The organism is Alkalibacter mobilis (assembly GCF_015594845.1).
Taxonomy (GTDB): domain Bacteria; phylum Bacillota; class Clostridia; order Eubacteriales; family Alkalibacteraceae; genus Alkalibacter; species Alkalibacter mobilis.
Genome location: NZ_JADNRK010000019.1, coordinates 26943 through 39303 on the forward strand (window position 1 = coordinate 26943; position 12361 = coordinate 39303).

Annotated in this window: 7 protein-coding genes, 1 tRNA gene, 1 riboswitch and 1 other annotated feature; of the genes, 7 read left to right on the forward strand and 1 reads right to left on the reverse strand. The window is 38.8% G+C overall.

The genetic code is table 11. The features are described 5' to 3' along the window. Nucleotides 1-60 precede the first annotated feature (60 nt). Nucleotides 61-136: riboswitch (cyclic di-GMP riboswitch) on the forward strand. A 124-nt stretch (nucleotides 137-260) separates the two neighbouring features. The 3 genes from IWB18_RS09385 to IWB18_RS09395 all read left to right on the forward strand — a co-directional run bounded on the left by IWB18_RS09385 (nucleotide 261) and on the right by IWB18_RS09395 (nucleotide 4300). Then, nucleotides 261-1925 carry a right-handed parallel beta-helix repeat-containing protein gene (locus IWB18_RS09385; protein WP_225877822.1) on the forward strand — a complete coding sequence of 555 codons (1665 nt, stop codon included), beginning with the start codon at nucleotides 261-263 and terminating at the stop codon, nucleotides 1923-1925. A gap of 124 nt (nucleotides 1926-2049) precedes the next feature. Next, a complete protein-coding gene (locus tag IWB18_RS09390; RefSeq protein ID WP_195683363.1) occupies nucleotides 2050-3189 on the forward strand; it encodes a right-handed parallel beta-helix repeat-containing protein in 1140 nt (379 codons plus the stop codon). A 97-nt stretch (nucleotides 3190-3286) separates the two neighbouring features. Continuing rightward, nucleotides 3287-4300, forward strand: a complete 1014-nt coding sequence (locus IWB18_RS09395; RefSeq protein ID WP_195683364.1) for an LCP family protein — start codon at nucleotides 3287-3289, stop codon at nucleotides 4298-4300. Here IWB18_RS09395 and IWB18_RS09400 read toward each other — a convergent pair. Beyond that, complete coding sequence (locus IWB18_RS09400) at nucleotides 4268-4837, reverse strand: biotin transporter BioY (RefSeq protein ID WP_195683365.1); 570 nt, start codon at nucleotides 4835-4837, stop codon at nucleotides 4268-4270. The genes IWB18_RS09395 and IWB18_RS09400 overlap by 33 nt on opposite strands. Before the next feature lie 150 nt (nucleotides 4838-4987). Further along, nucleotides 4988-5180: a binding site (T-box leader), on the forward strand. A gap of 36 nt (nucleotides 5181-5216) precedes the next feature. Here IWB18_RS09400 and proS point away from each other — a divergent pair. From proS to IWB18_RS09420, 4 genes are all read left to right on the forward strand, one after another. Further along, on the forward strand, nucleotides 5217-6656 hold the full coding sequence (gene proS, locus IWB18_RS09405; protein WP_195683366.1) for a proline--tRNA ligase: 1440 nt from the start codon (nucleotides 5217-5219) through the stop codon (nucleotides 6654-6656). A gap of 59 nt (nucleotides 6657-6715) precedes the next feature. After that, nucleotides 6716-7297 carry a xanthine phosphoribosyltransferase gene (locus tag IWB18_RS09410; RefSeq protein ID WP_195683367.1) on the forward strand — a complete coding sequence of 194 codons (582 nt, stop codon included), beginning with the start codon at nucleotides 6716-6718 and terminating at the stop codon, nucleotides 7295-7297. A 48-nt stretch (nucleotides 7298-7345) separates the two neighbouring features. Continuing rightward, a tRNA-Arg gene (locus IWB18_RS09415) sits at nucleotides 7346-7422 on the forward strand. A gap of 785 nt (nucleotides 7423-8207) precedes the next feature. Then, complete coding sequence (locus IWB18_RS09420; protein WP_195683368.1) at nucleotides 8208-11210, forward strand: GLUG motif-containing protein; 3003 nt, start codon at nucleotides 8208-8210, stop codon at nucleotides 11208-11210. The last annotated feature ends 1151 nt before the right edge of the window (nucleotides 11211-12361 follow it).

Here is a 12361-nt window from a genome sequence, read left to right on the forward strand (position 1 = left end):
CAGGTTATTTCGTAAGACAAATCAGCTGAGGAGTTTTTGTTTTCAGGTAAAACAAACTTCAAATGATAATAGCAAACCTGTTGAAAAGCAGGGTCGCAAAGCTACAGGGCCTTTAAAATGGCAGCCAGCTACCAAAGGAAGTTTTTTTATTTGCGCAAAAACGAAAGTTGAGATTGCATCAGCCCTTTAGGAGCATAAGGTCGGTAAGCTGGAAAGTCGATAGATAAATCGGCAAATAAAAAAGTCGAGGAAAGAGAAACATGAAAAAGATCAATAAGAAATTTGTAATGGCATTCGTCAGTCTTGCACTAATGATTGCCATAGTAGGAGCAGTTTTTGCTTCACCTGACACTTTTAATCTGACAGCAAGCAAAGGGGACAGTAACGAAAGCTTGACGGAACAAAATGTTGAAACAACTGAAGAAACTGCAGAATTGGCATTCAAAGGTGTAGGTTTCAGCGTAATGGCTAAAGATGACAAAGACATGGTTTTGCAAATGAAAAAGCAAAACAAAAATGTTGAATCTTCAATCGAAGCTGAAAAAACCGATGAAGAAATTGCATCTGTTGACAGCGAGGATAAAACGAAAGAAGTAAAAAACACGAATACTTCCGCAGCAAAAAAAGAAACAACCGCATCTACTGAAGGTACAAAAACTACAACCACTTCAAACAGCATAACAACTTCACGTGACAATACAAGTGTGGCGAACACGACAACCACAGCACCTACAACAGAGACAACAACGACTAAGACGGAAACAACTACAACAACTGCGCCAAAAACCGAACCGGCAACTGAACCTGTAAAGGCCGAAGAGCCGGTCCAGGAAACCAAGCCGGCTACAGTAGCGGGAGCATTTTTCGTCTCTAAATCAGGGAATGATGCAAACCCTGGCACTGAAGCAGCTCCATGGAAAACCATACAAAAAGCAGCAAGTACACTTAAGGCGGGACAAACCGTATACGTAAAAGAAGGAACCTATAACGAAAGAGTAGTCCTAAAGAATTCAGGAACCAGCGGCAACTATATTACATTTACAAACTATCCAGGGGATAAAGTTGTTATCGACGGAAGCGGAATTGACTGGGGATACAGTTGGGGTACATTGTTTAATGTAAACTCCAGACATTACATCAAGATCAACGGATTCAGGGTCGTCAATTCAAGATGGGGCGGAATTGGATCTCAGCCTGACAGCAACGGAAGTCAATATGTAACAGTGACGAACTGTTCTACTTACAATACTAAAGCATCAGGAATTGCGTTCTACCATGCAGGAAACATCACGATTGACGGAAATTCGGTAGAGAAAGCCTGTACTGCAAGTGGGTCGCAAGAAGCCATATCCATTTCAAACGTTGCTACTTTTACCATCCGTAACAACAAGGTGTTTAATATCACCAATAGCGTTCAGGGAGCAGGCGGAGAAGCCATAGATGCTAAGAACGGTTCATCAAACGGCAAGATTTACAATAACACAGTTCACGATATAGCTAAAATTGGTATTTACGTCGATGCTTACACCAAGAATTCAAGCAATATCGAAATTTACGGAAACAATGTATACAATTGCGGTCTTGGAATAGCCATAGCATCTGAAAAAGGCGGAGTACTTAAGAATGTGAATGTCTACAGCAACACACTTAAAAACAACAAGGTAGCTTACACAGTTGCGGGTTGGAACTACAGCTATGTCAGCCCCATGGATAATATCAAATTCAATAAAAACACCGTAAGCGGCGGAAATATACGCCTAAATAACCCAGATGCTACAAATGTTTACGTGACAAACAACAAAATCAGCGGTGGAACCATAGTTATGGACGGAGGATTGATGTCTGAAACCACCATTGATGGTAATACATATGGAACTGCATTTGGTGTAGCTTTAATGGGAACCAACTACACGATAGCCAACTAAAAACAATAAAAGTGTAGTATAATAAAAATATAAGTTGTTGAGTCAGGCTCCAAATTGACGGAAGTGAATGCATCCGACAATTTGGAGTCTTTTGTTTGTGTTCATATGAAAAGAGGCGGCCCGAATGAAAAAGAAAAGCACTGTTGTGGTGCTGGTGGTTCTGTTATTTGCAGGGGTTTTTGGGGGATGCTCTTCTGATTACCACAAGATCGAGAATACATTCTATGTTTCTGTAGAAGGGGATGATAAAAATCCGGGAACTTTGACCGAACCCTGGAAAACCATACAAAAGGCGGCAGACAGTTTGAAGGCCGGAGAAGTGGCGCTGATAAGGGAAGGGATTTACAACGAAAAAGTTCTGCTCAAAAACTCCGGAGAACCAGAAAAATACATCGTATTTAAGAGCTTTAAGGATGAAACTGTGATTATTGACGGAAGCGGCATAGATTGGGGATATAATTGGAGCAGCCTTTTTGACATTAATGAGCAAAGCTATGTAAAGATAGAAAACATAAACGTCAAAAATTCAAGGTGGGCGGGATTTGGTTCCACTACGGATTCTGAGGGATCGAGCCATGTTGAAATTTTGAGCTGCTCAACATTCAATACTCAGGCATCTGGAATTATCTTCAGCCAGGCCGACAATATAATAATTGATGGCAATTCCATAGAAAGGGCCTGCATTAGTACCGATATCGGTTCCCAGGAAGGGATATCTTTGGATAATGTAGATAACTTTGAGATCAAAAACAACGAAGTTTTTGATTTTACAAATGATGTGACTGGAAAGGGTGGAGAAGCCATAGATGCCAAGAATGGATCATCAGATGGAAAAATTTACAACAACACCATACACCACATACCAAAGATAGGGATATACATCGATGCTTATAAAGCTACTTCCGGATATATCGAAATCTATGAAAATAATATCTATAATTGCGGACTTGGAATAGCAGTGGCCGCAGAGAAGGGTGGGCTTTTGAATAACGTGGATATCCATGACAACACCATCAGCGACTGCAATACTGGATTTACGGTAGGCGGGTGGAGTGAAGGGTATTCTCATGATATGGACACGATCAGGTTTGCCGATAATACGCTCACTGGAATTACTTCAAAGGGAGTTCGATTGAACAACCCTGATGCAAAAAACGTGTATATCACGAATAATAGAATAAGCGGATCAAGTTCTATGATACCCATTGATATTGACGGGGGGCAGCAGTCCGAGACGACAGTAGAAGGAAATGTCTTTGAGTGAGTGTGATCATATAAGTGCATAATTGCTTGAAATAGGGTATAAATAACCTACAAGCAGCAATGTAATCACTAAGAATTTTCGAAAGTAGATGATCTTCATGAAAAGAAAAAAAATTTGGATTACGGTTATCATCATAATTTTAGTTTTAGCGTTAGCCACCGGTAAATTTATTTTGGATGCCATGGACTATAAAACAGCTTTGGTTCCCGATCAAAAAACAGAAGAACCGGAGAACATGGATAGTGAAGAACCGGAGGTGATACAGGGTCAGAATTCTAAAGTCGAAGATGAAAACGATTATTTGGATGCAATAGGAACACCGAGCAGCAATAAGATAAATATTTTATTTTTAGGGATAGATGAATCAAAAGACCGTAATATAGGAATATACAGATCGGACATCATAGTGATCGCAAGACTGGATCTGGATCTGAATATGGTAAAGATAATCAGTATTCCAAGAGATACTCGTGCCTACTTGCCAATAAGGGATGATTACGACAAATTGGGGCATGCATATGCGTTCGGTAGCAGGGAGGGGATGGGACCTGAGGCCAGCGCCGAGGCAGTCAGCAAATTTGTAGGAGACAAGCCCATTGATTACTACTTTGCCATTAAGATGGATCCCGTACCTGATATAGTCAACGACATAGGTGGTGTCGATATAAATGTGGAAGTCGAAATGTACGATTCAGCACGTAATGTGAGGATTACTAAAGGCATACAGAGGATAGATGGAGATCAGGCTCTTTTATACCTTCAATGGAGAAGTACCCCGGGTGGGGACATAGATAGAATTTTGAGGGTTCAGAATTTTCTTGCCAGTTTGTACGGGCAGCTCAAAAACGACGGACAAGTGATCGAAGCCATGAAGATAGTTATAAATTACAAGGAAGGCACTCAAACCAATTTGACATCAAAGCAGATGTTGGCATTGGCCGCATATATGAAACAGCTTCCGGAAGGTGCCATAACCTATTACACACTGTCCGGAAGATCAAAAATGATTGATGGGAAAAGTTTTTGGATTCCCGATGACAACACAGCGGTACTGGAAGAATTCTTTGCTGATGAGAATTTAAAAGTTGAAACTGATTTGTCTTCTGATTGAAGGAATCCTAACAGCCAGCATGGAACCTAGAATACAGGAAACCACATCTCCCGGAAGTGGCATGAGAAATGCATGAAGGAAAAGCAGACCGGGATCTACATTGATGTTAAGGACAAAAACAGCAAGCAAATTGTAATATATAAAACCAAGAATGTATACTATCAAAAGGCCTGTAAAACTAGCCAATAAATATCCCTTGAAGTTTCTGAAGCCTTCTTTTTGAGTCATTTTGCCGGCAACGAAAGCTCCCAGAATAAATGCCAAAAGGTAACCAAAGGTAGGTTGAAAGACGTATCCAAGGCCTCCGCCGCTTGCAAACACGGGCAGTCCCATGAGGCCTAGAGCCACATAGATGGAAACTGAGATGGCTCCGTATACAGGACCCAGCATTATCCCTGCAAGATTGGTAAATAAAAATTGCAATGTAAAAGGGATCATAGGTACAGGGATCCTGGTAAGTGCACCGACAGAAATAAGGGCAGCAAATATTGCGCAGTAGATCATGGCTTTAGTATTGATAGATTTTGAAGTTTTCATGTTGTGCTCCTTCGGAATGTAGTTTTTATAAAGTATAAGACATAGAAAGAATTATGTCAACCAAGACTTGAAATAAAGTTGACATAAAAAAGCTAATGCGAAATCAGTTGACATGAATTGACGGATTTTTTATAATGAGATGGATATGAATATATGGTGTTGAGAAGGAATAGTAAATGGACAAACCAAATTTCAGAGAGCGGATGGCAGTGCAAATCCGTATTTGGATCCGAAGAACCCGCCTTTGAGCCGCATGGAAACATGCCGCAGAGATGCGTTATCAAAATGAGTGGAACATTTATGTTAATTAAGGTGGTACCGCGGATAATCTTCCGTCCTTTATTGGACGGGAGTTTTTTATTTTGAAGGAGGATTTATAATGGGAAAGAAACAAAAGGTTGAAGCAATAACTCCAATGGATCAAGATTTTGCCCAGTGGTATACAGATGTAATCTCAAAGACCGAGTTGGTTGACTATTCACCTGTAAAGGGATTTATGGTCATAAGACCATACGGATATGCAATCTGGGAAAACATCCAAAAGGAATACGACAAAAAATTTAAAGAGACCGGACATAAGAATATGTACTTTCCTCTCTTGATCCCTGAAAGCTTGCTCAAGAAAGAAGCCGAGCACGTTGAAGGGTTTGCTCCAGAAGTTGCATGGGTAACCCACGGAGGGGACAAGGAACTGGGTGAGAGGCTTTGTATCAGACCAACGTCTGAAACGATCATATGCAGCATGTACTCAAAATGGCTAAATACCTACAGACAATTACCTTATCTCTATAACCAGTGGTGCAGCGTAGTAAGATGGGAAAAGACTACAAGACCTTTCCTTAGAACTTCGGAATTCTTGTGGCAGGAAGGTCATACCTTGCACGAAACATACGATGAAGCACAGGCTGAGACCATGCAGATGCTCGATATCTACAAGACAGTGGCAGAGGAATATTTGGCGATTCCAATGGTGGTAGGCAAAAAAAGTGAAAAAGAGAAATTCGCCGGCGCATATGCAACTTATACCATGGAAGCTTTGATGCACGATGGTCAGGCATTGCAGTCTGGAACTTCTCACAATCTAGGCCAGCACTTTACAAAAGCCTTTGATATAACATATTTGGACAGAGACAATAATCAAGCATATCCTTATCACACATCCTGGGGGATCTCCACAAGACTTATTGGTGCATTGATAATGGTTCACGGTGATGACAACGGGCTTGTGATGCCTCCAAAGATCGCGCCTACTCAACTTGTAGTCATTCCTATTGCTCAACATAAAGAAGGCGTTTTGGATAAAGCTTGGGAGATATTCAACGAACTTAAGGATGATGTAAGAGCTGAAATCGATGATGCAGACGGATACTCACCAGGTTGGAAGTTCAACCAATGGGAAATGAAGGGTGTGCCTATAAGACTTGAAATAGGTCCAAAAGACATTGAGAACAATCAATGCGTTCTAGCCAGAAGAGACAACGGCGAAAAGATCCAAGTTTCCTTGGATAACTTAAAAGAAGAAGTTGAAAAGCTGTTGGAAGAAATTCAGCAGAATATTTTCGATAAAGCGCTTAAAATGAGAGAGGAAAAAACCTCCGTTGCCATCAGCATGGACGAGTTTAAAGAAAAATTAGCGGCAAATCCAGGCTTTATAAAAGCTAACTGGTGCGGTAGCAGAGAGTGTGAAGACAAGATCAAGGAAGAAACAGGAGCTACATTAAGATGTGTTCCTTTCGAGCAGGAAAAAATCGGAGACGGCAGCTGTGTATGTTGCGGCGAGAAATCTGAAGAAATGGCGTATTTTGCCAGAGCATATTAATATAAACATATCGGGGCAAGGGGTTAACCTTGCTCCCGTATTTTGGAAGTGAGGGTATAATGGAAATCTTAAAAAAGAGAATTTTGGAAGACGGGATCGTCATAGGCGACGATATTTTAAAAGTCGATTCCTTTTTAAACCATCAGATAGATGTAGATCTTTATAATGAGATTGGAAAAGAGTTCAAAGCTCATTTCAAGAACAAGAAAATAGATAAGATCCTTACCATAGAGGCTTCAGGTATCGGACTTGCCTGTGTGGTTTCCCAGCATTTCGGATGCGTGCCTGTAGTGTTTGCAAAGAAGACCGAATCTTTGAATCTGGACAAGGACATATATCACAGTGAGGTTTACTCATTTACCAAGAAGAAGAGCTACAAGGTCATGGTTTCAAAGAGATACTTAAACCCAGATGAAAACATCTTGGTTATAGATGACTTTTTGGCAAATGGTAAAGCCATCATAGGCTTGGAGAGCATCATAAACCAAGCCGGTGCGAAGCTTCAAGGAGTGGGGATCGTGGTGGAAAAAGGTTTCCAAGGTGGAGGAGATGAACTTAGAAATAGAGGCATCGACTTAAAATCCCTGGCCATAGTAGATTCGATGAAAAACGGAAAAATAGTTTTCAGGGAAGAAATTTAATAATATTTCAATCCAAAACCAAATAATTATGGTATAATACTTGATGATGTGCCCGTAGCTCAGCTGGATAGAGTGCTTGACTACGAATCAAGAGGTCGGGGGTTCGAATCCCTTCGGGCACGCCATTAGACTACGTATCAGGACTTTTCGGAGTCCTGATTTTTTATGCAATTAGCCACTTATTAGCCATGGAAATATATGTTAATTGTTTTGTGACCACTTATCTCCACCAGGGAATAGTTCTTATCAAAGGGTAATTTGGAGCTGAAAGATGCCATCAAAAATATTTATTGAAATATGGGTTTGCTCTTAACGATTTGGCTATAATATAAATGTGGATCCGTGTTGCTCGGGTGTTTTTAACTTAGGAAAATTAATTTATAAAGGTTATTTTTATTTGAGGTTGTGTAATTTAGCCCGGATTAATTTTCGTCATTAGTTTTACGTTCGGTTGAACGGGTATAAATTCAATGAATTTTATAAATAGTTCCGACTATTGTTCAAGTGATAACATTACTGATCTACCTCTTCACTTATTGATCTCAAAATCTACTTCTATGAACACTTCTAAACTTATCTTAAACTAATCCAAAATCTAGAAACAAAGCACAGAGAAATCAGATTAATTGGTCAGGGATATACAAGAGATGTTGCTTGTAGTTTATTTTTTCTTAATAGTAATCTTGCTAAGAAATGGAAAGATATGTTTGTTTATTGCAGGGGGAATGCCCATGATTTCCATGTTGACTTATTAAGACTTAAAAAAGATGAATATGAAATTAACGGGGTATACAAATACTTTTTCAGGTGGTTGTTTTTTTGTTTTGACAGATTTGTAGTATAAAGCTATGTATGAAAATATAATTTGCTTGTTTAAAAAGAATGGGGTTTCTGGGAGGGAGAGGTTATTATGGAGAAAAGAAGTTCTTTTTCACCAAAAATAGTTTTCATGGTATTTATAATTTCACTTGTTGTTATGGGTATCAACTCTACACAGGTGTTTGCATTTAGTGGAGAAGGAGCAGGGACTGAAGTTGATCCTTACAGGATAAAAACAGCGGTACAACTCGATGAAGTGAGAAATGATCTTGACGCTTATTACGAGCTTGGTAATGATATTGACTTGTCGGAATATCTAAAAGCGAATTATCCGTTTAACGGCTGGATACCGATTGGATCGGAAAGTGACCCATTTACAGGTTCTTTTGATGGAAAAGAATATATGATAGAGGGTATATTCATTGATAATTATCTAGACTATGTTGGATTTTTTGGATATGTTTCAGATGGCGGTGAATATGGTCGCGGTACAATCAAAAATTTGGGTATTGAAATAAATGAATTTGAACACATCAAAGGTTCTAAAGATGTAGATGTCTATAACGAAATTTATATAGGATTACTAGCGGGATATAATTCCAATGGAACTATTATAAATTGCTATAGTATAGGAACGGTAACAGGAGATGGATTTACTGTGAAGGAAGGAGGGTTGGTTGGATATAATAGCGGTATTATTGAACATTGCTACAGTAATGGACTGGTGACGGGATCTGGATTTAGCGTTAATTTAGGAGGATTGGTAGGTTATAATGTTGGGAATATACTGCACTGCTATAGTAGTAGTCAAACCATTTTTGAAACGTATCGAGCTAATTCAGATATTATGTCCATAGGAGGATTAGTCGGTACAAACCTTAATGGAACTATCATAGATTGCTATAGCAGCGGAATTGTTAAGGGTGATTCTGAAGGTGTGCGTCTGGGCGGTTTAGTCGGCAGTAATGATAGAGGCACCATAGAAAACTGTTTTAGTACTAGCGCAGTAACTGGTTCAGGTTATTATGTAGAAGTAGCTGGTTTAAGCGCATGCAACTGGCAGGGGGATATAAAAAATTCTTATAGTTCTGGAACTCTGAGCAGTTCTGGTGATTCTCATTTTGTTCTCGTTGGAGGGTTGGTTGCATACAATATTGGAAATATTACAAATTCCTACAGCGAAAGCGATTGTACCGGTTCTGGTAGCTATCTATATATAGGTGGGCTAGTGGCCAGGAACGAATCAGACTCTGCTGTGATTACAAATTGCTACAGTATTGGAGCGGTGACCGGGTCTTCGCCAATCGAATTATATGAAGGGGGTTTTATGGGGCAGAACTGGCTGGGAACTCTAATAAATTGTTATTATGACCAAAACACATCTGGGTGTAGTGATACTGGTAAAGGAGAGCCTAGGACAACAGAGGAAATGATGCAACAGGACACATTTAAATATTGGGACTTTACGAATGTCTGGGGAATTATTGAAGATGCTACTTATCCGTACCTGCGCGCATTCCAGACAGTTTCAGATCAAACCATTACAGTTATACAGGCACCGCCAACAAATGCAACCTTTGGCGATACTTTTGTTGTAAGGGCGACAGCAAGTTCCGAACTTTCAGTTGCTATAGAGGCTGAAGCGGGTTGTGAAATTATACTTGGTGAAAGTGGAGAAGGTTATGCTACTGTTCGCATGATCAGCGGAACGACTGCCGGAATCATCCATTTTAAACAAGCTGGCAATGAAAATTATAATTCTGCTACAGAAATAAGCTTTATGGTAAGTGCCCAGAAAGCAGATGCAACAATCGAAGTCCATGGAACAACAGTAACCTATGACGGTCACGAATATGGAGCGACTGGTACAGCTATGGGAGTGGACGGAGAGGACTTAAATGTATTACTGGATCTTGGAGCAACGTTTACCGACGTAAGAGGTGGAACGGCCAATTGGAGTTTCACCGATCCCAATGGCAACTACAATTATACCTTAGGTTCAGTAGAGATAGTGATTGAAAAGAAGGAGATTCAAGTTATAGCTGATGATAAGACATCCCAGTACAGTGATCCTCTTAAAGAGTTAACATATCACATGATCGGTTTTGTTGAAGGAGAAGATGAAAACCTAGTGAGTGGATTACCAGCGACTTTGAAAACAACAGCGACATCATCAAGTCTGCAGGGGGTATATCCGATAACGGTAAGTGTAGAAGCATTGTCGGCTGACAATTACTTATTCGTGGGAGTTGAGGGCAAGTATACCATCACCCATGAAACACTATACGTAAAATATGGTGGAGATATATTTAAGTGGGTCAACCAAGATAAAGTATATGGAAACGAAGATGACATGACATTCATTAATTTAAAAGGAATTCTTACACAAGATAATGACGGTTGCTCGGGAGAGCTAATTGGTTTAAAATTTGTATTTAAACTTGAAAGCTTGTCTGATAATGATGGTTTCGCTTTTGAAAGTACCGTCAAGTCGAACGGTGCAATTGAAATTACTTCGGATGCTGTTATTCCTGTCGGGTTGTACGAAATCACTGTTGAAATTCAAGACAATCAATATTATACCTCAGCTGTTGATACCAAAGCAGTTGTGGTAGCTGACAGCGGAAATAGAGACAGTCGTGTCGAGGGAAGTGGATCTATAGTTGATTGCGAGTCTGACTTTGGATTTATTGTCAATTATGGAGAGAATAAGAATGCGACACCTACCGGAAGTTTCTTCATGAGCTATGAAACGGAAGAAAAGGGTGTTGTGTATAAATATGTCATCAAGAATAATTCCTGGTCTAGGAGTGGGTTATATTTTATTAGCGATGTGGGAGCCTATTTCGAATCTAAATCCACTGTAAAGAAGTTTAACATGGCAACTGGCGAAAATGTTTACACAACAGGAAATTCTACATTTGCTGTACAAGTTGTAGATGGTGACATTGAGAGTAATGAGGGTGATTCAGTTTCTGTCAATGTATTTAATGGTAAATCGGTGGTTTTTGAATTAGGGTCGTTGGAGAGCAAAGATTCTGTATATGATGGTCTGAATATTGAAAGTGGTGGGAATATTTTGGTGGTTTATTAGGATGTATATTTAGATAAAGGTGAATAATATGGAAACTGTGTTTATTACTTTATTTTTTATTATAATCTTTTTATTAGTATTCATTTATCTCGACATGGTATTAGACGATTTTTTGGGAATTGATTCTTATAAAATCGTTCCAGTAATATTAGTATGCTTTTTTTTAATTCTAATTTTTGTATTTTTGTTTTTGGGTTATATGATATTTAAATACTGACGTAAATAAAATAGTCTGTTCATCGCAAATTGAACCGAAATCCAAATGTTGGACAGTTTAAAGAAAGACCTCTAACTATCCAACAAGTTATACCTGTATAATTTAAAGTGATCATTTTTTAATCAGCATTGAGATTTTTCGAGGTTTTAGCGACAAATTAATGTTCCGATTAAGATTCCCAATTAATTTGGGAAGTTCACGGGTTGATAATCAACCTCATCATTCAAATTTACGAAAAATTTTTATCATATTTGCACTCCTATATTCTGCCTAAATATTTTTCCGTCATAGAAGTTGCATAATTCTGATACATGAAGGGTTTAATTCTTAGATTTGTCAGCTTGATTTTTTATTAATCCAAGAATACCCACTATCGTAGCTGGAATCATATAGCTGCTTAAAGTGGTGAACAAACGCATGTATTGCGGGTTGAAGGCAGAATATACCAACACTGCAAATAAGATGCTTTGAGTTAAAGCTATGCTTATAAGAAAGCGTTTAACTTGCTTTGTCATGTTTATCCCTTTCCTTTCTTAAACAGAATAATTTTTTTTATGTCGCATCATCCATAGTTCGAGCGTTAAAGTGACAATTGAGCCTTAAAGCAAATCAGCTAGCATATATTTTTATGGCCAAAGATGTGCTCTTTCTTATTTTCTTAAATCTTTAATTTATATAAAGAGATTTCTCCAAATTATGATTTCAAAATACATCATATGATTGTTGATTTTGCCTCAGGCTGATAAATTAATAAAAAAATTGTTAAAGAATATATATTAAGATTTAGAGATGAAAACTGGTTAGGATAGTCAAGTCCGAAAAAGTGTGTAAATTCCCTCGGTTAGTTTTTTAAGCAGCAACAGTGGTATTTTTGGCCAATCGATGTTGATGGTATTCTTCCATATCAAGATATCGCTTACCCGTTGTCCATTTC

Bases quoted from the DNA above. Each gene is read 5' to 3' on its own strand.
- IWB18_RS09390 (WP_195683363.1), top strand. From the start codon at position 2,050: ATGAAAAAGAAAAGCACTGTTGTGGTGCTGGTGGTTCTGTTATTTGCA.
- IWB18_RS09395 (WP_195683364.1), top strand. From the start codon at position 3,287: ATGAAAAGAAAAAAAATTTGGATTACGGTTATCATCATAATTTTAGTT.
- IWB18_RS09410 (WP_195683367.1), top strand. From the start codon at position 6,716: ATGGAAATCTTAAAAAAGAGAATTTTGGAAGACGGGATCGTCATAGGC.
- proS (WP_195683366.1), top strand. From the start codon at position 5,217: ATGGGAAAGAAACAAAAGGTTGAAGCAATAACTCCAATGGATCAAGAT.
- IWB18_RS09420 (WP_195683368.1), top strand. From the start codon at position 8,208: ATGGAGAAAAGAAGTTCTTTTTCACCAAAAATAGTTTTCATGGTATTT.
- IWB18_RS09400 (WP_195683365.1), bottom strand. From the start codon at position 4,837: ATGAAAACTTCAAAATCTATCAATACTAAAGCCATGATCTACTGCGCA.
- IWB18_RS09385 (WP_225877822.1), top strand. From the start codon at position 261: ATGAAAAAGATCAATAAGAAATTTGTAATGGCATTCGTCAGTCTTGCA.